This is a genomic window from Bizionia myxarmorum, from assembly GCF_008086205.1.
Lineage (GTDB): Bacteria > Bacteroidota > Bacteroidia > Flavobacteriales > Flavobacteriaceae > Algorimicrobium > Algorimicrobium myxarmorum.
In genome coordinates, this window is the sequence record NZ_VSKK01000001.1 from 261,885 (window position 1) to 286,066 (window position 24,182).

General features: G+C 34.2%; 19 protein-coding genes. 14 read left to right on the forward strand and 5 right to left on the reverse strand.

Going from position 1 to position 24,182, the window contains the following annotated elements; translation table 11 throughout:
- Positions 1-53: 53 nt before the first annotated feature.
- Both ES674_RS01225 and cphA read right to left on the reverse strand, forming a co-directional pair.
- Entirely contained in the window at positions 54-1,460 is a 1,407-nt protein-coding gene (locus ES674_RS01225; protein ID WP_148402169.1) for an aldehyde dehydrogenase family protein, read from the reverse strand.
- A gap of 8 nt (positions 1,461-1,468) precedes the next feature.
- Positions 1,469-4,111, reverse strand: coding sequence for a cyanophycin synthetase (gene cphA, locus ES674_RS01230; protein ID WP_148402170.1), 2,643 nt, complete (start codon positions 4,109-4,111; stop codon positions 1,469-1,471).
- Positions 4,112-4,222: 111 nt separating this feature from the next.
- On the opposite strand from cphA, the gene ES674_RS01235 reads away from it, so the two are divergent.
- Complete coding sequence (locus ES674_RS01235) at positions 4,223-5,092, forward strand: cyanophycinase (RefSeq protein ID WP_148402171.1); 870 nt, start codon at positions 4,223-4,225, stop codon at positions 5,090-5,092.
- A gap of 253 nt (positions 5,093-5,345) precedes the next feature.
- On the opposite strand, the gene ES674_RS01240 is transcribed toward ES674_RS01235, so the two are convergent.
- The gene (locus ES674_RS01240; RefSeq protein WP_148402172.1) at positions 5,346-6,275 is read right to left on the reverse strand and encodes an isoaspartyl peptidase/L-asparaginase family protein; all 930 of its coding nucleotides are present in this window, start codon (positions 6,273-6,275) and stop codon (positions 5,346-5,348) included.
- Between the two features lie 214 nt (positions 6,276-6,489).
- Here ES674_RS01240 and polA point away from each other — a divergent pair, with 214 nt between their 5' ends.
- Complete coding sequence (gene polA, locus ES674_RS01245) at positions 6,490-9,330, forward strand: DNA polymerase I (RefSeq protein ID WP_148402173.1); 2,841 nt, start codon at positions 6,490-6,492, stop codon at positions 9,328-9,330.
- 824 nt (positions 9,331-10,154) lie between these two features.
- Here polA and cysM read toward each other — a convergent pair.
- On the reverse strand, positions 10,155-11,033 hold the full coding sequence (gene cysM, locus ES674_RS01250; RefSeq protein ID WP_148402174.1) for a cysteine synthase CysM: 879 nt from the start codon (positions 11,031-11,033) through the stop codon (positions 10,155-10,157).
- Between the two features lie 4 nt (positions 11,034-11,037).
- Positions 11,038-11,826 (reverse strand): serine O-acetyltransferase EpsC, encoded by a 789-nt coding sequence (gene epsC / locus ES674_RS01255; RefSeq protein WP_148402175.1) that lies wholly within the window; start codon positions 11,824-11,826, stop codon positions 11,038-11,040.
- 949 nt (positions 11,827-12,775) lie between these two features.
- Between epsC and ES674_RS01260 the strand changes: the two genes are divergently transcribed.
- From ES674_RS01260 to ES674_RS01315, 12 genes are all read left to right on the forward strand, one after another.
- Positions 12,776-13,312, forward strand: coding sequence for a DUF488 domain-containing protein (locus tag ES674_RS01260; protein ID WP_148402176.1), 537 nt, complete (start codon positions 12,776-12,778; stop codon positions 13,310-13,312).
- Positions 13,313-13,793: 481 nt separating this feature from the next.
- Positions 13,794-15,335, forward strand: coding sequence for a hybrid sensor histidine kinase/response regulator (locus ES674_RS01265; RefSeq protein WP_148402177.1), 1,542 nt, complete (start codon positions 13,794-13,796; stop codon positions 15,333-15,335).
- Positions 15,336-15,424: 89 nt separating this feature from the next.
- On the forward strand, positions 15,425-15,757 hold the full coding sequence (locus ES674_RS01270) for an ArsR/SmtB family transcription factor (RefSeq protein WP_148402178.1): 333 nt from the start codon (positions 15,425-15,427) through the stop codon (positions 15,755-15,757).
- 47 nt (positions 15,758-15,804) lie between these two features.
- A complete protein-coding gene (locus ES674_RS01275) occupies positions 15,805-16,692 on the forward strand; it encodes an arsenite methyltransferase (RefSeq protein ID WP_148402179.1) in 888 nt (295 codons plus the stop codon).
- 394 nt (positions 16,693-17,086) lie between these two features.
- Positions 17,087-17,542: a 50S ribosomal protein L13 gene (rplM, locus tag ES674_RS01280; protein WP_148402180.1), complete on the forward strand. Its 456-nt coding sequence runs from the start codon at positions 17,087-17,089 to the stop codon at positions 17,540-17,542.
- A complete protein-coding gene (gene rpsI, locus ES674_RS01285; protein ID WP_148402181.1) occupies positions 17,542-17,928 on the forward strand; it encodes a 30S ribosomal protein S9 in 387 nt (128 codons plus the stop codon). Before rplM ends, rpsI begins: the two co-directional genes overlap by 1 nt.
- A 182-nt stretch (positions 17,929-18,110) precedes the next feature.
- Positions 18,111-18,926 (forward strand): 30S ribosomal protein S2, encoded by an 816-nt coding sequence (gene rpsB / locus ES674_RS01290; protein WP_148402182.1) that lies wholly within the window; start codon positions 18,111-18,113, stop codon positions 18,924-18,926.
- Positions 18,927-19,024: 98 nt separating this feature from the next.
- The gene (gene tsf, locus ES674_RS01295; RefSeq protein WP_148402183.1) at positions 19,025-19,990 is read left to right on the forward strand and encodes a translation elongation factor Ts; all 966 of its coding nucleotides are present in this window, start codon (positions 19,025-19,027) and stop codon (positions 19,988-19,990) included.
- A 473-nt stretch (positions 19,991-20,463) separates the two neighbouring features.
- Positions 20,464-22,098, forward strand: coding sequence for a hypothetical protein (locus ES674_RS01300; protein ID WP_148402184.1), 1,635 nt, complete (start codon positions 20,464-20,466; stop codon positions 22,096-22,098).
- Between the two features lie 10 nt (positions 22,099-22,108).
- Positions 22,109-22,732, forward strand: coding sequence for a DUF6705 family protein (locus ES674_RS01305; RefSeq protein ID WP_148402185.1), 624 nt, complete (start codon positions 22,109-22,111; stop codon positions 22,730-22,732).
- A gap of 45 nt (positions 22,733-22,777) precedes the next feature.
- Positions 22,778-23,398 carry a DUF6705 family protein gene (locus tag ES674_RS01310; protein WP_148402186.1) on the forward strand — a complete coding sequence of 207 codons (621 nt, stop codon included), beginning with the start codon at positions 22,778-22,780 and terminating at the stop codon, positions 23,396-23,398.
- A 138-nt stretch (positions 23,399-23,536) separates the two neighbouring features.
- Positions 23,537-24,136, forward strand: coding sequence for a DUF6705 family protein (locus tag ES674_RS01315; RefSeq protein WP_148402187.1), 600 nt, complete (start codon positions 23,537-23,539; stop codon positions 24,134-24,136).
- Positions 24,137-24,182 lie beyond the last annotated feature (46 nt).

A 24,182-nucleotide genomic window follows, 5' to 3' on the forward strand; every position in this document is an offset into this window, starting at 1 on the left:
CGTCGTCGAATACTCTAAACTACAGTTAAGGTAGTTTATCTAATTAAGCCTTTCTAAAACCACTTAATGGTTAAGTCAACCAATTTTTGTTTCCAGCCTGTGTAGGGAGGCATCAGCAAATCGACTGCTCCTATAGTATGTTGTTTTAAAACCGAACGCTGATTAGTAAATTCGTGAAACCCGAATACACCGTGAGACTTTCCAATTCCACTATTGTTTGATCCACCGAAAGGTAAATTATGATTCAAGAATTGTAATAGATTATGATTGACACAAGTACTTCCTGCGCGAGTATTTCCAATAACATAATCGATTGTTTTTTTATTTTTACTAAAAATATAAAGTGCTAACGGCTTTTCGTTGGCGTTGACATAACCAACTGCGTCTTCAATGGCTCTATAGGTTTTAAGTGGTAAAATTGGTCCGAAAATCTCGTCTTCCATTAAGGTGGCGTTTTCAGGAATCCCACTAACCAAAGTTGGTTCTATATAGCAATCAGCAGCCTTACTTCTGCCTCCAGCTTCTACTAAACTTCCTTTAGATTTTGCATCTTCCAAAGCCTTTGTTAGGCGTTCAAAATGCTTGCTATTTACAATGCGACTGTAAGATTCCGAACTTTCAGGGTTTTCAGAATAAAATGTTTTTACTTCTTGTTTGAATAACTTTACAAATTCAGGTTTTAAAGATTCTTGAAGTAGCACATAATCTGGTGCAATACAAGTTTGCCCCGCATTGGTACATTTTCCATAAACTATTTTCTTAACGGCTTTTTCTAAATTAGAAGAATCGTCAATAATAGTTGGCGATTTCCCACCTAATTCCAACGTCACCGAAGTTAAATGTTTGGAGGCAGCTTTCATCACAATTTTCCCAACAGCAGGTGAACCCGTAAAGAAAATATGATTAAAAGGCAATTCTAACAAAGCCGAAGATGTTTCGACTTCACCTTCAACCAAGGCAATTTCATTTTCATCAAATAACTCTAATACAATTTTCGCCATTAATTTGGACGTGTTCGGAGTCATTTCCGAAGGCTTTAAAATTACTGTATTTCCACCAGCTATTGCCGAAACTAATGGTCCAAATGTTAAGTTTATGGGGTAATTCCAAGGTGAAATAATTAAACAAACACCTTTGGGTTCATTTACAATAAACGAGCTACTTCCAAGCATGGAAACAGGTGTCGCAACTTTTTCATGTTTTAACCAGGTTTTTAAATTAGAAATCGTGAATTTAATTTCATCAACAACCGGGTAAATTTCGGTTAAATCCGTTTCTAAAAACGGTTTTTTGAAATCGGCGAAAAGTGCTTCACAAATAGCTTGTCTGTATGTTTTTTCAAGCGCTTCTTGCAAGCGTTTCAGTTTGGCAATACGTTCCTTGTAAGTTGTATTGCCAATTTGAAATTGATGCGCTTTTTGTTTTTGAAATAATTCGAAATACGGGTTTTCTGTACTCATAATAATTATTAATCGGCATTAAAAGGTTCGCCTTTGGAATCCTGCTCTTTAAATTTCTGAACGAGTTCCAAAGCGTCGGGAATAACATCGCTACTCAAAACAATAAGTGAATCTTTTACAGCATTATTAACCGCAAATGTAATCGCTTCTTTTTCTGAAGGAATAATCGTTATTTTCTTATTCGGATCTTTAGCTTTTATTCCTTCATTTAATAAGCTAATTAACTCTTCTTCAGTTCTGCCACGTAAACGTTTATCTTGACGAATGATAATTTCGTCAAACATATCTGCCGAAATACTTCCTATTTCTCGTGTATCTTCATCGCGTCTATCGCCAACGCCTGCAATTATTCCCACTTTCACAGAACATTCAATCTTATCCGTAAATTCTTTTAAAGCCAACATTCCTGCTGGGTTATGCGCATAATCTAAAAGAACCGTAAAGTTTTTAAATTCGAATAAATTTAAACGACCAGGCGTTTGTGTTGGTGATGGAATAAACGTTTCCAGACCCGCTTTCATATCTTCAATACTAATGCCTTGAACATGCGCACCCAATATAGCTGCCAGCACATTCTGAATCATAAAAGTGGCTTTTCCGCCATAAGTAAGTGGAATATTTTCAGCTTTCATGATGCGCATTTTCCATTCACCTCGGCAAATAGTTACGTAACCTTCTTCATAAATTGCTGTAATACCATTAAGGCGTTGCATGGCTTTTATACGTGGATTATTTTCATCCATGGAAAAAAGTGCCACATGACATTGCACGGATCGGCGCATTTCATAAACCAAATCATCATCGGCATTTAAAATAGCGTAACCATCTGGTAAAACCGTTTCTGGAATAACTCCTTTGGCTTTGGCTAATTGTTCAATAGTATGAATTCCTTTTAAACCCAAATGATCAGCTGCGACGTTAGTAACAATACCGACATTACATTTTTTAAAGCCAAGACCAGCACGCAGTAATCCACCTCTAGCACATTCTAAAACGGCAAAGTTTACGGTTGGATCTTTTAGTACAAACTCCGCACTTGCTGGACCTGTACAGTCACCCGTCATGAGTAATCGGTTTTGAATATAAACACCGTCACTGGTGGTGTAACCTACACGATAACCTTTCATTTTAGCAATATGCGCCATTAATCGTGTAGTCGTTGTTTTTCCGTTTGTACCTGTAATAGCTACAATTGGAATACGTCCTGTATCACCTTGATTTGGAAATAATTTATCTATAACATGTCCAGCTACGTTGCGCGGCAAACCTTTAGTTGGCGCCAAATGCATTCTAAATCCTGGCCCGGCATTCACTTCTAAAACGGCTCCGCCAGTTTCAGAAAGTGGTTGGGTAATATCTGTGGTCATCACATCAATACCACAAATATCTAAATCGATAATTTTTGAAATACGCTCTACCATACTAACGTTTGCAGGATGCACAATGTCAGTAACATCTTCTGCTGTTCCACCCGTACTTAAGTTAGCTGTATCTTTTAAAATGAGCATTTCATCTTTAGGAATCACAGATTCTAAAGTATAGCCCGCATCTTTTATAATGGTTTTAGATAAATCATTGATTGTAATTTGCGTCAAAACATTTTCATGGCCATAACCACGCCTTGGATCTTTATTCACAATATCTACCAATTCTTGAACTGTAGACTTTCCGTCGCCAATAACATGCGCCGGCGTTCGTTTTGCAGCAGCTACTAATTTATTATTGATTACTAACAAGCGATAATCTTCGCCTTGAACGAATTTTTCAACAATAATGGCACCATTTCTAGAGCTTTCTTTTGCATGATGAAAAGCAACCAGTGCATCATCATAATTTTTAATATCTACGGAAATACCACGACCGTGATTTCCATCAACTGGTTTTATTACTAATGGATAACCTACGTAATTACAAGCTTCTTCTAAACTGCTCTCACGACGAATAATATCGCCTCTTGGTACTTCCACTTGCGCATTTTCCAATAAAAACTTGGTGTCTTCTTTATCACAAGCCAATTCCACACCAATACTACTAGTTTCTGATGTTACGGTTGCTTGAATACGTTTTTGATTCGCACCATAGCCTAATTGGCATAAAGAATACTTATTTAAACGAATCCACGGAATGCCGCGCGCTTCTGCTTCTTCGACAATAGAACCTGTACTTGGCCCTAAACGTTCACTTTCCCGTAATTCACGCATGTGCTGAATGTCGTTGGTCATGTCATAATCCTGACCAGTAATTAAAGCTTCACAAATATCTACTGAAATTTGCGCTGCATAACGTCCAACGGATTCTTCCATGTAGGCAAAAACTACAGAGTATACGCCCTCTTCGCCGTAGCCACGCGTACGTCCGAAACCGACGTCCATGCCGGCTAAAGTTTGAACTTCTAAGGCTATATGCTCAATAATATGGCCCATCCAGGTACCTTCTTTTACACGTTGAAAAAAGCCACCAGCTTCCCCAACCGAACAACGATGTTCGTACATGGTGGGAAACATTGCTATTAATCGTTCATAAAAACCTTCAATTTTATTAGATGGTTTTTCCTCCATCTCTTGAAGATCTAAAACCATTACAATTAGTTTATGACGACGTATAGACCAGTAATTTGGCCCTCTCATGGCATTAATTTCTCTTATTTTCATGTAAGGTGTTTATTTGATTGAAAAATGAATAGTCATAAATATAGAATTTTTAAACTAAATAAGTTTATTTTTGTAATCTGATTTTTAACAATCATATTTTAACAACAGATAATGAGTATATTACAAATAAAAGGTACACTAATTCCTATTGGTGGGAATGAAGATAAGGGATTTGAAGAGGATGAAATTCACCGATTAGACTATGTTGAGGAAGGTATTTTAGCGCACGTTGTTCGCGAAGCGGGCGGCAAAAACGCTAAAATAATTATTATTCCTACTGCATCAAGTATTCCTGTAGAAGTAGGCGAAAATTATTTGGCAGCATTTGCTACTTTAGGATGTACAAATGTGACAGTATTAGATATCCGAACTCAAGAAGATTCAGAGAAAGCAGATTATATCAACCATATTAAAGCGGCGGATTGTGTGATGTTTTCTGGTGGTGATCAGTCTAAAATTTCGAAATATATTGGCGACTCTACGATTCATAAGTTGCTATTGGATCGTTATAAAAACGATATAGGCTTTGTTATAGCAGGAACCAGTGCAGGTGCCATGGCAATGTCTAATGAAATGATTGCCGGTGGTAGTAGTGCCAAATCTTTTGTGAAAGGCGCTGTAAAGATGCGAAAAGGTTTAAGTTTTATACCAAAATTAGTTATTGACACCCATTTTATTCAACGTGGCCGTTTTGGACGTATTACAGAAGCCATTGCTAAATTTCCAGATGTTACTGGTTTTGGTTTTGCTGAAGACACCGGTATGATTATCAAAAACGGAAATGATTGTACCGTAATTGGATCGGGAATGGTAATTGTTTTTGATAGTAAAAACTTAACCCATAACAACCAAAAAGTTTTGGATGAAGGCACGCCCATGACAATGGCCAATTTGACGCTACATATTTTAGCCAACGGCGACCAATATGATATTGATGCACATCATGTATTGGTATTACCTATTGAGGCACCGTTTATTTAATTAAATTCCTGTGTAGGCAGGCAGGAATCTCAATTTTCAATAAATAGAATTTATAGGTTTTTTCTAACCCTTTGCGTTAGCGATTGCAGCGACATTCTTTTTAGAGATTATTGAAATCTAAATATATTTAGATTGAAGATACCTAAACGAAGCTTAAAAAAAGATACAGCGGAAAGCGCGACCTTTAGTTAACGCCGAAATAATTATAATAATATTCATATTTACAAAACCCTTTTTTCAAAGGGATCTATTATCACTTATAAATAGAAATTTCTTCAATACCCGCAGATGACTTTTGTCCCCTATACATGCCTTCCGTGTTAAATGGCATGGCGATATTTCCTTTCGCATCAACAGCTATTAGTCCACCATCACCACCCAATTCTAGAATTCGTTTATGGATTACTTCACTGGAAGCATCCTGTAAACTCATACTTTTATGTTCCATTAAACAGGCCACATCATAAGCCACCACGCCACGAATAAAAAATTCGCCACTTCCGGTACAGGAAATAGCACAGGTTTTATTATTGGCATAATTCCCAGCGCCAACCATAGGGGAATCGCCAACGCGTCCCCATTTTTTATTGGTCATTCCACCCGTTGAGGTTGCGGCGGCAATATTTCCGTCTTGATCACAGGCTACTGCTCCAACCGTTCCGAATTTAGAATCTTTCTTTTTGGCATGATCCAATTGAAAACTGTCCGTGTCTTTTATTTCTAACCATTGTTTATGACGAAATTCATCATAAAAATAAGTCGGATTTTCTAACTTATAATCCAATTCTTTAGCGAAACGCATGGCACCTTCACCCGCCAAAAACACATGATCACTTTTTTCCATGACATCTTTTGCCAAACGAATGGGGTTTTTAATGCCAGTAATTAAACTAACTGCTCCAGCATTCAAGGTCTTTCCATCCATGATACAGGCATCCATTTCATGCGTTTCTTCAGCTGTGAAAACGCTGCCTTTTCCGGCATTAAATAAATGTGAATTTTCCAAAGTCATAACAGCTTTTTCCACTGCATTAACAGCTGTTCCACCAGATTCTAGAATACCATAACCAGCATTTAAAGCGGCTTTTAATGCCAACCTATATTCCGATTCTAATTCAGGCGTCATCATACCTTTTACCAAGGTTCCAGCACCACCATGTATAGCAATTGAAAATGTATTCATCTTTATTATTTTAAGCTTATAATTTGCACTACAAATAGGTTGGAAAATTACAAATAGAAAATCAAATGCCATACAAAAAAGCATAAGTTTTTGTAGATTTGATGCGCTTGTATTTTCGTGCGCAGTCGAGAACTTTTTTTTGAAAATTGCATACTATTAAACCCTCTCGACTGCGCTCAAGGCAACATCCTAATTTCAAAAATATATTTTACACATGTCCGATCAGAAACGTCTATTTTTAGTTGATGCCTACGCATTAATTTTCCGTGGCTATTATGCTTTTATAAAAAACCCGCGTATTAATTCCAAAGGCACCGACACATCGGCCATAATGGGTTTTATGAATTCTTTATTAGATGTTATTAAGCGCGAAAGACCCGATCATTTAGCCGTTTGTTTTGATAAAGGTGGCAGCGCAGATCGTGTGGAAATGTATGAGGCCTACAAAGCTAATCGCGATGCGACGCCAGAAGCTATAAAAATTGCCGTGCCTTATATTCAAGAGATTTTAAAAGCCATGCATATTCCCATTATGGTTAAAGAAGGTTATGAAGCCGATGATGTTATTGGAACACTTTCCAAGCAAGCTGAAAAAGAAGGTTATCAAACTTTTATGGTAACGCCCGATAAGGATTTTGCCCAATTGGTATCTGAAAATATATTTATGTACCGCCCTAAATCTTTTGGTGGCGGCTATGAAGTTTGGGGTATTCCTGAAGTTCAAAAGAAATTTGAAGTGGAGCGTCCAGAACAAGTGATTGACTTTTTAGGGATGATGGGTGATGCCTCTGATAATATTCCTGGTTTACCAGGTGTGGGTGAAAAAACCGCCAAGAAATTCATTAAAGCTTATGGTAGCATGGAAGGTTTGCTTGCCAATACCCATGAATTAAAAGGCAAGATGAAGGAAAAAGTGGAAGAAGCTAAAGAATTAGGCATACTTTCTAAAAAATTGGCCACTATCATGTTAGATGTTCCTGTGGTTTTTAATGCGAAAGATTTTGAACTAGACCAACCCGATATTCCAAAGGTTACAGAAATTTTTCAAGAGTTAGAATTCAGACGCCTTATTGATAATTTCATAAAAACATTTGCACCTGAAACTGCCGCTACAAATGCAGAAGTAGCAAAATCAGTAAATCAAACGGAATCAACTTCTTCAGCTGGAGCAGGACAATTTTCGTTATTTGGTAGTTCAGAAGAGGTTAGTGCAACGCTGCCAAACCCAAGTGAATTTTCAAGACAAACACTGCAATCCACCTCCCATTTTTATCAAAGTGTGGCGCCTGGAATGGCTACTAAACTGTTTATTTCCAATTTAATGAAGCAGACTTCGGTTTGTTTTGATACCGAAACTACAGGCTTGAATCCGCTAACTGCGGAATTGGTTGGTATTGCTTTTTCTTGGGAAACTGGGAAAGGGTTTTATTTACCATTCCCCGAAAATAAAGAGGAAGCTCAAGAATTAATTGAAACCTTACGACCATTTTTTGAAAGTGAAACCATTGAAAAAGTCGGTCAGAATTTAAAATATGATTTAAAAGTCCTTGCCAAATACAACATTACGGTACAAGGTAAATTGTTTGACACCATGTTAGCGCATTATCTTATTAATCCAGATATGCGCCATAATATGGATGTTTTAGCCGAAACGTATTTAAATTATTCGCCTATTTCCATAGAAACTTTAATTGGTAAAAAAGGAAAGAATCAGAAAAGCATGCGCGATGTTTCTTTGGAAACTCAAACGGAATACGCTGTTGAAGATGCTGATATTACTTGGCAATTAAAAGCCCATTTTGAAAAGGAACTTGGCGCTGCCAATACGCAGAAATTATTTGATGACATTGAAGTGCCATTGCTTCGCGTTTTAGCCGCTATGGAATTGGAAGGTATTAATTTAGATGAAAAATTCTTGAATTCCCTTTCGGAAGCTTTAAATAATGATATTTCAACCCTTGAAAAAAGCATTTACGAAGGCGCCGGCGAAGAATTCAATATCGCCTCACCCAAACAATTAGGTATTATTCTTTTTGAAAAACTGAAGCTTGTTGACAAGCCTAAAAAAACCAAAACGGGCCAATATGCAACTGGTGAAGATATTTTAAGTTATTTGGCCAAAGACAATGAAATTATCAGGGATATTTTAGAATATCGTGGTTTAGCCAAACTAAAAAGCACTTATGTAGATGCTTTGCCATTGCAAGTGGAACCGCTAACAGGAAGAGTTCATACAGATTATATGCAAACGGTTGCTGCAACGGGCCGTTTGAGTAGTAACAACCCAAATTTACAAAACATACCTATTCGTACAGAACGCGGACGCCAAGTACGTAAAGCGTTTGTTCCAAGAAATGATGATTACACGCTACTAGCAGCGGATTATAGTCAAATAGAATTGCGCATTATTGCGGCTTTAAGTGAAGAAGAAACTATGATTCAAGCCTTTAAAAATGGCGAAGATATTCATGCTTCTACCGCTTCTAAAGTTTTCAATGTCTCTTTAGAGGACGTTACTCGAGAACAAAGAAGCAATGCCAAAACGGTGAACTTCGGAATTATATATGGTGTTTCAGCTTTCGGATTAAGTAACCAAACAGATTTAAGCCGAAGCGAAGCCAAAGAATTAATTGATACCTATTACGAAACCTACCCAAAACTGAAAAGCTATATTGGCAAACAGGTTGATTTTGCTCGCGATCATGGTTATGTGCAAACCGTTTTAGGACGTCGTCGTTATTTACAGGACATCAATTCCCGTAACGGCGTTGTGCGTGGAGCCGCAGAACGAAATGCTGTAAATGCCCCTATTCAAGGAAGCGCTGCCGATATTATAAAAATTGCCATGATTCGAATTTTTAACAAGCTCAATGAAAATCAATATAAAACCAAAATGCTTTTACAAGTACATGATGAATTGGTTTTTGATGTTTATAAACCTGAATTAGAAGCTATAAAAACCTTGGTGAAAACTGAAATGGAAGGTGCCTTTATTTTGTCGGTTCCTTTAGATGTGGAAATGGATATTGGTGATAATTGGTTAGAAGCCCATTAATTTTTAATAATAACGTTTCACAAAATAATACGCTTTTTTTTTTATAATTGCACTATACCCTTAAAATTGTACATCTGAATATTCTAGATTCAACCTGTTTCGTTTTAAGGGTTTTCTAATCTATAAATACCAGTTGTTGTTCCATTTATTATGCCCAAAATTGGACTATAAATCTCCAATATTCTTCACAAAATAAAATGTAAAACATATACTAACCAGAGCAATTCAGAGTAAAATAAATCATTAAAAATTCTTCTAGCACCGAATTAAAGCCTGTTAAAACCATTTCAAAAACAACAAATATCTTCAGGCTCCTCGATTGTTTCACAATGACATGTAGCCAAGTGATACTTCTTCCATAGTCCACCATAGATTATGTGGAGCTTATTCCATTCCTTTTTTATAACCAATTTTTCCACGCTTAATATTTCATTTTTACAATATATAGCGCTTAACGTTCCTATTGATTTGGTATATTTCAGAAAGAGCCTCTATTACTTATACTTCCAGAGATTCTAATAACAACCATGCCAATCAACATAATTAATAAAGTTATTAGTATATAATTTAATACAAAATATTAACACTTTTAAATTATAAAAATGATCTTGAAAATCCGGAAATAGGCGCCTCTTTCAAACCAAAAAATTGTTTTCAGGACCTGTTAAAAAAGCACGTGAAACAGAATTAATTGGAACGCCTGCTTTTAGTATGAATTATTGCAAAAATAACTTTGTAGGCTTCCTGTTTTAGTAGGAGCTTAAAAGACGACAATACAAACACTTAATTTGTTGCTTTAAGCAGTCGGAGATTGAAAAATAAGTCTATTCAAAAAGATTTGAGGATAAATAGCGGTCGCCACGATCGCAAATAATACTCACAATTACACCACTTTTTAATTCGCTTGCGAGTTTTAATGCTGCTGTGGTGGCACCTCCACTACTCATACCTGCAAATATACCTTCTTCCTTTGCTAATCTTCTAGTCATGGATATGGCTTCGTCCTGGCTTACTTCTAAAATTCTATCAACTTTTGAAGCGTTAAATATTTTAGGCAAATATTCTTTTGGCCATTTGCGTATGCCGGGTATACTAGAGCCATCCGTAGGCTGTACTCCTACAATTTGAATGTTCTTATTTTGTTCTTTTAAAAAGCTAGAAGTTCCCATAATCGTTCCTGTAGTTCCCATAGAAGAAACAAAGTGTGTCACTTCGCCACGGGTATCTCTCCATATTTCAGGTCCTGTGGTATTATAATGTGCTTTCCAGTTATCCTCATTTGCAAATTGATCAAACGAATAGAACCCTTCATTCTTAACCTTTGCAATAGCGTAGTCACGCGAACCTTCAATACCTTCGGAATGCAAAGTAACTTTAGCACCGTAAGCTTTCATTGTTTGCACACGTTCTTTAGTAGCCGAATCTGGCATAACAAGTTCTATATCTAACTTAAATATTCCAGCAATCATAGCCAACGCAATCCCGGTATTTCCACTTGTTGCTTCTATGAGTTTTGATTTATGGTTTATTTTACCCGAATCCAACGCATTTTTAATCATACTATATGCGGCCCTATCTTTTACACTTCCTCCCGGATTGTTGCCCTCCAGTTTAAAATACAAACTCACATTAGGATTTGTATTTAAAACCATCGATTTTACTAATGGCGTGTTTCCAATTTGTTCAATCAGCGTTTTATTCATTCTATTAAAGAGATTTTGTTACTATTTGTACTTCGGGAGTATGTAAAACTGTAGAGTTTTTTGGAACAGATTTCGTTAACCAAGTATTACCACCAATGATACTGTTTTCACCTATAATGGTATTTCCCCCTAGAATAGAGGCATTGGCATAAATAACCACATTTTTTTCAATGGTAGGATGCCTTTTTATATTCTTGAGTTGTTTTTCAACCTTTAGAGCACCCAAAGTAACACCTTGATAAATTTTAACATTATCATGTATTTCAGCAGTTTCTCCAATTACCACGCCTGTTCCGTGATCTATAAAAAACGAATTCCCAATTTGTGCACCTGGATGAATATCAATTCCTGTAAGCTGATGGGCATATTCCGTCATTAATCTTGGTATGAGAGGTAATCCCAACTTAAAAAACTCTCTGGCCATTCTATAAATGGAAATGGCAAAAAAACCAGGATAGGCTAAATAAACCTCTTCAATAGATTCAGCAGCCGGATCGTTTGTATAAATAGCCGTTGCATCTCTTTTTAAACTGCAAAATAAATCTGGAATTGTTTGCGTGAAGTCTTCCCAAGTTTTACATGGTTTACCTTCAATTTCTGGACAAACTATATTTCTAATTTTTAAAAATAAGGTTTCAAGCTCAACAAGTGTTTTTTTTGCATCTGTGCCATGATCAAACAAGGCATTAAAAAGCAATAGGGTAAAACGTTGAGATTCCTGCTTCAACGTAATAGAAACCTTAATTTCCTGCTTTTGCTGGCTTATAGCTTGTAACAATTTTGATTGATCCATAATTTTTTTCAAAGAGACAAATTTTAGAATAAAACCCAATTAAAAAGGACTTAAAAATTAATTTATTTACATGCTTTTTATAGTTATAGAATTAGTTGTCTCTTTTGCCTGAAAATAAATTTATGCAAACAAACAATAACTATTAAACCGGAAATTTTATTAAGCTTCTAGAAAGACTTCCAAACCGAAACAAAAACCATTTTAATTGCATCAACAACCCTTAAATGTAAAGATATTAATACCATTCCATAAATAAGATAACAAATTAAAGAATTGTATTAATAAACAAGTAGCCATTTAAACCAATAGAGCCTAGACAAAAAGCTTATATATCTAAAAAAAATATTTCTAACCGCTATTTGCCAGGTCCTTACTAGATCCGTTCGCCTTTTAAAACGAAACCAAAATTATTCAGTCTAATTTTATATTAGAAATTTTGCCTGAACGGATTTTTAAGTTTTTACGTCTTTTTTCAATTAAAAATATATAAATGTTTAGTTGGTTCGTATCATATAAGATATTTTAAAAGAGAAGCTACACTCAATGTAGTATTGCCTATTGACTATATTGATGGCGAGCAACTTTACGAAAAGCTTAAGGAATTAAAACAACGAGTTGAAACTGAATTTATAGAAAACGTTTTAGTAAATGCCGCCTGGCTTAATAAGGTTTGAATAGTGAATAAGCTCGTGGAACGAACACGTCAAAATACATTAAATTTCACCAAAGTACTTCTGTTAAAATCTTTATATATAAATCCTAGTTTTCCAATTGCAAAGGCCTGTTTACAATATTATTTTTTGCATACCTATACCATTGCCGCAAAAGTTAATTATTTTTCGAATTCGAATAAGCCATTTTCCTTCAAATTTATTAAATTAGTATTTTAATGAGTGTGATTAATTTTAGTACATGTGTTCCCCAAAACACATAATTTCATGAATTTATTATGAAAACGGCCACTATTTATACCATAGGACATTCAACACGGAGTTTGGATGAATTTTTGAGCATGTTACATTCTTTCCATATTACAACGGTTGCCGATGTAAGAGGATTTCCAAGTTCAAAAAAATTCCCACAATACAATCAAGAAAGCTTAAAATTGGCCTTGCATGAAGCGGGAATTACTTATAAACATCTCGTTGATTTAGGAGGTCGCAGAAAAGCCAAAAAAGATTCAAAAAATACCATTTGGAAACATGTTTCTTTTAGAGGTTATGCGGATTATATGGAAACTGAAGACTTTGAAAATGCGGTTCAGGAATTGGAGGAAATTGCTTTGCAGGGTACCACGGTTTATATGTGCTCCGAGGCCGTTTGGTGGCGATGTCATCGGTCTATGGTGTCCGATTATTTAAAAGCAAAAGGTTGGGAGGTTCTTCACATTATGGGAGTAGGAAAAGCCCAAGACCATAAATATACCGCACCAGCAAAGGTAAAAAACCATAAAGTTTTTTATGCTGAAGAAGATTTAGCTCAATAAACCTTCAAATTGTATTTTTTCTAAAATTTTTGATTTTCTAATTCGGCAATTTTCACTTAAATCATTTGTATGTGTTAAACGTACTCATATTATAATTCAAAAAATCGCACAACTTACTTCACTCCTATCTATTCTAGTGTTTCCTAAATAACATCGAATAGGGCATAATGCTTGAACTTTTATTAATTGAGTTAACTAAAATATCAATGTGATTAATTAATTCAAACCACTTTCTATATTTTTATTTCATTAATTAATTTAGGGAAATACGCTTCTTTAAATTAGAAGAAGCTTTTTAAAAAACTTCTTTTGGAATGGCACACATTAATCATGTTTGCCTTTTTTAATATATGTTTTTCTTAAAAATGAATGGACATATTAAATGAATTACGGCACTACCTCTGACTTGTGAAATTTTATTGTAGAGGTAATAATTAAATTGAAAATCCAGCCGTAATAATCTTACTTATTAGAATTTATCATGAGGAATATAGACAACCAAAATATAGAAATTCATCCAGAGCTAAAGAAATTACAGTACAAATTTTTAAATTCAGTAAAACAGATAGATCACGTAAAACGTATTCAACTCAACAAAGAATTAGCAATAGCGCATCGTATTATTGCTGCTGAAAACGAAGAAAGTGGCAAACTTGCTGCTCAATTAATAATTGCCGATTTAGAGATTACATTTTTAAATCAAGAAAAAGCAGAGCGTGCAGCAGAGTTGGTTATAGCAAATATTGAACTAATCTATCAAAATGAAGAAAAAGCTAAACATGCAGCCGAATTAATCATTATAAATAAAGAGCTGCTTTTTCAAATAGAAGAAAAAGAAAAAATAGAAATTCAATTAACTTTAGCAAAGGAAAAGGCAGAAGAAACAGACCGCTTAAAATCAGCATTTCTAGCCAATATGAGTCATGAAATTCGCACACCGATGAACGGTATTTTAGGTTTTGCTGATTTACTAAAAGAGCCCAAATTGACGGGTAAAATGCAACAGGATTATATTGATATTATTAAAAAAAGTGGCGTGAGAATGCTTAAAATCATTAATAATATTGTCAATATTTCAAAGATAGAATCTGGAAAGATGGAAGCTAATATTCAAGAAATTGATATTAATGAAAAAATAGATTTTATGCATCATTTCTTCAAGCCAGAAATTGATAAAAAAGGGCTAAAATTCTTAATTGAAAATACAGTTTCAGAAAACGATTCCATCATAAAATCGGACAGTGAAAAGATATTTTCTATTTTAACCAATCTCATTAAAAATGCCATTAAACATACGGAAATAGGCAGCATAGAATTGGGATGTTCTATGCAAATCAAAAATGAGCATTCGGTTTTAGAATTTTATGTAAAGGATACGGGAAATGGCATTCCAAAACACAGACAGAAAGCCATTTTTGAACGCTTTATTCAAGCTGATATTTCAGATGAAAGATCATTTCAAGGATCTGGTTTGGGACTTTCTATTTCTAAAGCGTATGTTGAAATGCTTGGTGGCAAAATACGGCTAGAAAGTGAAGAAGGTAAGGGTTCTATATTTTATTTCACCTTACCCTGCCAAACAAAACAACCAGAAAAATCGGTTTATAAAAATGACAACATTGTTGGGAAAGATGATAAAAAAACTCATTCTAAACCTTTAGCACTAAAAATACTCATTGCAGAAGATGATGAAATATCCAAACTGCTCATTTCCTCATTAGTAAAAGATTATAGCTCTGTACTATTTCATGCAAAAACGGGTTTAGAAGCTGTTGAAATTTTAAAAGAGAACGTTGACATAGATTTAATTTTAATGGATATTCAAATGCCTGAAATGAATGGATATGAAGCAACCATTAAAATTCGAGAATTCAATAAAGAGGTGGTGATTATAGCGCAAACAGCTTCTGCATTATCTCATGAAAAAGGAAAAACTATGGATGCAGGTTGCAACGATTATATTTTAAAACCGATTAATAAAGACCGGTTAATTAACTTGATACAAACGTATTTTAGGAAGTAGGTTTTTCATAATTTTTTCAAATTAATTTAAAAAAATAATTGTCTTTTAATTCATTAATCGTAATATTGCAATAAACAAATACATTTGACATGGGCTTGACTAAAACAGAAATGTTTACCGACCTTCAAAACGAAATTTCATTATTTGCTAAAGCTTTCGGGCACCCTGCTCGGGTAGCCATTTTGCAGCATTTATTTGAAATTAATACTTGCGTTTGTGGCGATTTAGTGGAAGAAATTGGCTTGGCTCAATCCACCATTTCTCAACATTTAAAAGAGTTAAAGCAATTAGGACTTATAAAAGGTAATATTGAAGGCACGAGCGTTTGCTATTGTATTGATGTTGAAAATTGGTCTAAAATGAAAACCGTTATGAAGCCATTTTTGAATTTAGATATTTCAGTGGAAGACCGTTGTTGCTAATAGAACTTTAAATCCAGAATTTTATAATCTGATAAAAACACACAACAATGAAAAAAGAACAAGAATTAAAAGATATAGTAAAAGAGCGTTACACACGTATAGCGGAACAAGATAAAGTTGATAATGCGGCCTCTTGCTGTGGCGCAACCACAACTTCAAATAAAGTGTATCATATTATGATGGACGATTATTCAGAAACCAAAGGTTATATGGAAGATGCCGATTTAGGTTTGGGTTGTGGACTTCCAACGGCATTCGCCAACATAAAAAAAGGAGATACCGTAATAGATTTAGGCTCTGGCGCTGGAAATGATTGCTTTGTAGCTAGACACGAAACGGGTGCTGAAGGCAAAATAATTGGAATAGATTTTACCCCAATTATGATTGAAAAAGCACGGATTAATGCCGAAAAATTAGGTTACAATAATGTGGAATTTCGTGAAGGTGATATTGATGCTATGCCTATAAACGATGCCGTTGCGGATGTAGTTGTTAGTAACTGCGTTTTAAATTTGGTGCCTAATAAACAAAAAGTGGTTCAGGAAATTTATAGAGTCTTAAAACCTGGTGGTCACTTTAGTATTTCAGATATTGTTTTGGTAGGTAATTTACCAGATGCCTTAAAGGAAGATGCCGAAATGTACGCCGGCTGCGTAGCAGGAGCTATTCAAAAATCGGAATATTTACAATTAATAAAAGATTCCGGATTTCAAAAAATAGTTATTCAAAAAGAAAAACCTATTGTTATTCCTAATGATATACTTTCAAAATATCTTTCAGCAGTAGAAATAGAGAACTTTAATACCAGTGCAACCGGGATTTTTAGTATTACTGTTTACGCGGAAAAACAAGGAGAAAAACCAGCAAAGCAACATGTGGAACTTTCAGAACTATCAAATTCTGATAGTTGTTCACCAACAAGTGGTTGCTGCTAATTTACTTTGTTGTAAATTATTTAAATCATGAGGATTAAAGTGTGAAACAGGTATGTTTTCAGTTTACATAAAATACATCTGTATCACTTCTACAGTATATAGAATTATCAAACAAAACGCAGGTTGTTATAGCTTGCGTTTTTTTGTGCTTTATAATAGTAAACTATGAAATTGCTTAAAAATCGCTATTTCACACCTATATATGAAAGAGCTGAAATGGAAGGAGTATTACAATTATATAAATCACTCATTTCACTCAATCTAGAAAAAAGTAAAAAGATATAAACAAAGTTATCAAAAATAACTCAGCACACTGTTTGGTAATCAAATATATAATCGTAAATTTGCAAACTCTTTTAAAGAGAGGAATGTTTAATTAGAAAATTTAATAAGTGTGGACACAATAAGCTACAAAACGATTTCAGCCAACAAAGCTACTGTTAATAAAGAGTGGGTTTTAGTTGACGCTGAAGGTCAAACATTGGGCCGTTTAGCTTCTAAAGTTGCAAAACTTTTAAGAGGAAAACATAAGCCTAACTTCACACCTCATGTTGATTGTGGTGATAACGTAATTGTTATCAATTCAGAAAAAATCAACTTGTCAGGTAACAAATGGTCGGATAAAACATACATCCGTCACACAGGTTATCCAGGTGGACAAAGAAGTTTAACTGCTATTGAATTGTTTGGAAAAGATCCAGCAAGATTGATAGAAAAATCAGTAAAAGGAATGTTACCTAAAAACAAATTAGGTGCCAATTTATTCCGTAACCTTAACGCTGTTGTTGGTTCAGAGCACACTCATGCTGCTCAAAAGCCAAAAACAATTAATTTAAACGAATTCAATTAATGGAAGTAATTCACAAAATCGGCCGTAGAAAGACGGCTGTTGCTCGTGTATATCTTGGTCAGGGAACTGGCAAGATTACAATTAATAAAAAAGACATAGCGGTTTATTTCCCTACTGCCACTTTGCAGTACAAGGTAAACCAACCTTTAGTTATGACTAACAATGATGGCAACTTTGATATTACAGTAAATGTATATGGAGGTGGCGTAACAGGTCAAGCTGAAGCAATCCGTTTAGGAATTTCTCGTATTATGTGCGAAATTGATCCTGAAAACAGATTAACATTAAAACCAGAAGGTTTATTAACTAGAGATCCTAGAATGGTGGAGCGTAAGAAATTCGGACAGAAGAAAGCGCGTAAGAAATTCCAATTCTCGAAACGTTAATAGTATCCCGAATTGCATCCTGAAAATGGCATGTTAATTCAAAAATAAAAAATTAACTCAGTTAGTGTTGTCCATGACTTATAAGTCAGGATTTAGTTTAGCATCTAAATGGTTCAGGCGATTTTTTCAATAAAAAGACCACTAAATCATTGCTAATTCAACAGAACGTAAACTATTACAAAATGGCAGTAGAAGTAAAAGAATTACTTGAAGCAGGTGTACACTTTGGTCACCTAACACGTAAGTGGGATCCAAACATGGCCCCTTATGTATATATGGAGCGTAATGGCATCCATATTATCAACCTTTACAAAACAGCAGCTAAAATAGAAGAAGCAGGCGAAGCGTTAAGCAAAATCGCAGCATCTGGTCGTAAGATCTTATTTGTAGCTACTAAAAAACAAGCTAAAGATATTGTTGCTGAAAAAGCAGCTTCCATCAACATGCCTTATATTACAGAAAGATGGCCTGGTGGAATGCTAACTAACTTTATTACTATTAGAAAAGCCGTTAAAAAAATGGCTACTATTGATAGAATGAAGAAAGATGGTACCTTCAATTCATTATCTAAAAAAGAACGTTTACAAGTAGATCGTCAACGTGCTAAATTAGAAAAGAACTTAGGTTCTATTACAGATATGACACGCTTACCAGCAGCCTTATTTATAGTAGATATCAAACGTGAACACATTGCAATTGCAGAAGCTCAAAAATTAAACATTCCTATTTTCGCTATGGTAGATACCAACTCTGACCCACGTCAAGTTGATTATGTTATCCCAGCAAATGACGATGCTTCTAAATCAATTGACAAAGTATTATCTCACGTTACAGCCGCTATCTCTGGTGGTTTAGCTGAACGCAAAGCAGAAAAAGATGTTCCAAAAACTGACGAAGATGCTCCAAAGACAGAAAAAGACACTCCAAAAGTAGACAAAGATGCGCCAAAAGCGACAAAAGAGGCTAAAAAGGAAGTTGTAAAAGACGAAGAGGAATAAAACTTAATTATAACAATACTTAATAAGTCGTTTAATACCGTTTCCTTTTTGAAAACACGTTAAACGACTTTTTTAAATTTAAAATACATTTTCAAGCTATGGTAAAAGTAACAGCCGCAGAAGTAAATAAATTAAGACAAGCCACAGGTGCAGGTATGATGGACTGCAAAAAAGCTTTAGTAGAAGCTGAAGGCGATTTTGATAAAGCAATTGACGTATTACGTAAAAAAGGTCAGAAAGTAGCAGAAAAAAGAGCCGATAGAGATTCTTCTGAAGGTGCTGCTGTAGCCAAAATTAACGACGATAACACAGTTGGTGTTGCTATCGTTTTAGGTTGCGAAACTGATTTCGTAGGTAAAAATGAAACTTTTTTAGCTTTGGCTAATGAGTTAGCTGATGTAGCGCTTAACTGCAATACAAAAGAAGAATTTTTAGCTGCCGATTTTAAAGGTATGACCGTTGCGGAAAAACTAATTGAGCAAACAGGTGTTGTTGGTGAAAAATTAGAAATCACTGCTTTTGAAAAATTAGAAGCACCTTTTGTTGGACAATATGTTCACATCAACAAAATTGCTGCTTTAGTAGGTTTATCTGAAAACGTTAAAAATTCAGATACTTTAGCTAAAGATCTTTCTATGCAAGTAGCGTCTATGGGAGCAACTTCATTATCTTATAAGAATTTCGATTCGGCTTATGTTGCAAATGAAACAGAAGCACGTATTGCTGTTATTGAAAAAGATAATATTGAATTAGGTCGTTTAGGTAAAACACAAAAAAATGTACCTCAATATATTTCTATGGCGCAATTAACGCCAGAAGTTTTAGCACAAGCTGAAGAAGATGCGAAAGCTGAATTAAAAGCGGAAGGTAAGCCAGAACAAATTTGGGATAAAATTCTTCCAGGTAAAATGGAGCGTTTTATTTCAGATAATACAACTTTAGACCAAGAACAGTGTTTATTGGATCAACGTTTTATTAAAGATGAAAAACAATCAGTAGCACAATATGTTGAGTCTTTTGACAATGTTAGTATTACAGATTTTAAACGTGTAGCTTTAGGTTAATCTTCAGTTACCAGAATATAACAAAGCCTCTCATTAATTTGAGAGGCTTTTTTTATGCTCTTTTTTGGTAAAAACTAATAGTACCAAAAACCCAAAGTGCTGAAACTGGACCATTTTACGGGAAAACCGTAACGGTTTTTTGAATTTTCGATGAACGGCACAAATTTCATAAAAAAAGTTTGTTCGGAACGTTTTTTTTTTTTATAAATTCCACTTGTTAAAAATAATTTGATAAAGTTTTAGAAGTCTGAATCGGTTATTTTAAACAAGATATATCACTAAAACTGGCGTCAGTTTTTTATAAATTTCGGATGCGAAATACCATAGCAAAACTTCTAAAATAAAACTTCTACAAAACTTCTAAAGGTAAAACTTCTAGGTTTTGGTAAAAAATGATTTGTATTTATACAATACCAAGATCATTTTGTGCCAAGACAAAATCAATTTTACTAATTTAAAATAATTTTGTACGAATGAAAAAATACAAACTAAAAGTTCATTTAAAATGCTTTATATTATTATTTGGCATTTCATTATTTCTAGTTAATTGTCAGAAAGATGATTTTAGCAATCAAGAAAACAAAGACGCTTTAACAGAGTCTAATTTTAAAATAACCACTTTACGAACGGATAAAATTTTAAAAAAGAGGAGTTTACTTACCAAACTAGATAAAATTAAAACAAAACTAAAAGTCTCAACCAAAACAACATCTATTAATGGCCGTGAGGTTTATAGCGAGGAAAATGGATTTACCATCAATACGGACTACTGTAAAGAAGTTTTTGATGGCACAACTTACACCTATACATTTCCTATTTACAGAGATGAAGATAATGACCTTTTAGAAAACCTTTGGTTAATTGAGGAAGCAGATAGTACCTATACGGCCTATTTAGTACAATACGAATTCACCACTGAAGATATTACAGCCCTTAATTTCAGACAGCAAATAAACGTTGAAAATAAGATAACGTATATTGAACTAAATGCCGACGAATTAATGGGTGATATATTTGGTAAATACTATTATAATGGCAGTTGTTATGAAGACAATTGGGTATATCAGCCTGGAAGTATTTGTACGGCAAATGGAAATCATACTTATTCTGATGGCGCTTACAGCTCATCTAACCCCAATGGCTGTCGCGGTTGGGGAACAAGTGATATGGCCACAAATGGCGGCTACGTCCTTTCCACGACTTTAGTTCCGTGTGATGGTGGAGGTGGTAATCCGAGTGATCCAAGTAATGGCGGAAATCCTCCAGATTATAACCCAACAAACCCAAATGGTAATCCCAATCATGGAGGTGGTAATCCATTTGGTTCAACAACGCCTGTTACTTGTAAAAAATGTCCTGAATTAGAGCCTCCGATTGATAATGATGGTGGAGATAATAATAATCCCGACGAAAAAAATTGTGAGGAACTTAATAAGTTTAGCACAAATTCCTACGCCCAAGATGAGTTTAATAATTTAGAAATGGAGATAGATGCAGAAATAGAAAAAGGCTATGCTATTACTGCAGTTCCTTTTTTTCCTTATTTTGGGCCACAACCAGTAAACTCTAATGGTAATTGTAAAGAAATTAATATGCCTTTTAGTTCTGTTGTCTATGCTTTTATGCATACTCATCCTACAGGTTGTGATAATGGTACGCACCCCATGTTCGGTCCAGGAGATTTAAATTCACTATTTAATTATTCGCAAAACTTCAATCCAGATTTTGATTATCCACATGATGAGTCTCTATTTGCAATATACATGACCGTAGCAAATAATCATTATGCCATTAAAATTAATGATCCTGTTAAATTGCAAACTATTGGTGCTATTTTTGGGAATGATATTGATAAAGTGAAGTTCGAAAAGGAACTTCAAAGTGCATTTAATGGTGCGAGTAATAATACAACACCTAATCAAGATGAGCTAACCACGACATTCCTAAATTTTTTAAAAGATAAGGATTTAGGTGTTTCTTTGTACAAAACATCACATAACAATCTAAATTTTGATCCAAACACACCACCAAATGAACGCGATGCCCAATGGCAAAAACTGGTTTTAGATAATTCAGGAACAGATTATATAACGGAAGATTGTAACTAAAAAAAAAACGATGAAACATATAACTATTATTTTATTATTATCAATGAGCATACTTTCTTGTCATGCTCAATTGGCTCTTACAGAAATGTATAGTAACACTATTAATGGTGAATATTATAAAGATTTAAATAATGATTTAGGTACTCTTACTGGAACATGGTCATTTAATGAAGGAGATGAAATTTTTATCATAAAATTTAATTTGAAAGAACACTTTTTAATGACATCATCAGTTTATGATACATATTATTATGAAGATATTCTTTTTGGTGAATATCAATACATTAATGAAAATGGTTTTCAAATTATTAACACTTTAGCACAAATAGATTTAAATTCTGAAAACCCTTATGAACATTCCATGTATGGCAATTATATAATGGAAGCCACACATATACCCGTTTGTAGTGATTGTTTGCCAGACGAACGCCGTGTGGAAGTATATATTGAAGATCCAGAACGTTCTTACTTTGATTATAACATGATAATCAGGCATGTTCCCGCACAACAATCTGGAACACCAGAGCATATTATCCTAACTATAAAACGAACAGACATGGCAATTGTACCACAAGGGCAACCTGAAGGTGCTAGATTACCCACGTACCGAGAATTAATCTTATATAAGCAATAAAAACAAATTACGCCAAGGCTAATTATTAGCCGTGGCGTTATAGCTATGAAACATATACTATTTATATTATTAACAACTGTAAGTATATTATCCTGTAAGGCACAAGTACCTTTAATCGAAAAATATGGAAATATTACAAATGGAACTTATTATCAAGATACAAACAATGATTTAGGTAAATTACAAGGTATTTGGCAATTTAATAATGGAGACGAAATATTTAAATTAATACTTGAAAAAAAAAATCATAGGCTCGTTACTTCTTCTTGGCGAAATATCTCTTATCATCAAGATGTACTCTACGGCGAATACCAATATGTTAATACAAACAATATTCAAGTGGTAAATACTTTAAATAATATATTTGCCTACACGGATGTTTCAGAGCATTTAATTTACGGTAATTATATTATGGAAGCTACACATGTACCTGTTTGTAGTGATTGCTTGCCAGACGAGCGTCGTGTAGAAGTATCCATTGAAGATCCAGAGCGGGATTATTTTGATTATAATATGATAATTAGGCATGTTCCAGAACAGCAATTTGGGCAAGCAGAACATATAAAGGTATTTATTAAAATGTCTGATATGGGCTTGTATCCAGAAGGTGAACCAACAGATGATAGACTGCCATTAATGAGAGAATTAATCTTATATAAGCAATAAAAAACAAAAAACTCCAACGCGTAATCTAATTTTTAAATTATAAAGATATAATTAAGCCTCTCATTAATTTGAGAGGTTTATTTAATTTCAAAAATTACTATTATCTTACACTGAAACCCAAGTCTACATATTCTATCCATGAAAACACCAATATATATTATACTCTTATTTATTTTCTCAATAGTATCTTGTAATGCTCAAAGTCCAGTTCTTCCTTTATATAATCAGAATGAAATTATAAATGGCGCTTATTATAAAGATACTGAAAATGAGTTAGATAAATTTGTAGGCACATGGATAAATACTAATGGTAATACTTCATTAACTGTTATTTTTGAAAAAAAATTACAAGTTTATAACGATGAATGGTATGAAGATTTACTAATAGGCGAATATCGTTACACAGTGAATGGGAGAGAAATTGTAAACACTTTTCTAGATTTAAATATTGCAGACCCAAATTACCATAGTATAGCAGGAAATGAAATAATATTTAAAAACGATAGGCCAAGTTGTTCAGAATGTACTCCAACAGAAAGGCGAATTTTAATGTTTTTTGATGATTCAGACCCTCAAAGAAAACATTTAAGTAGTTATTTAGCAATTAGATATGTTGACGTTAACGGTTTGGAAAAAATAGAAGCAAAGTTGGTTAGTATTGGTACAACAGCAACACTAGAAGGATCACCAACTGAACCAAGAGTGCCATATGGAGATTACGTTTTGGTAAAACAATAAAACCACAATTCAATAAATACATAAACAATATCAAATCCACAAAACC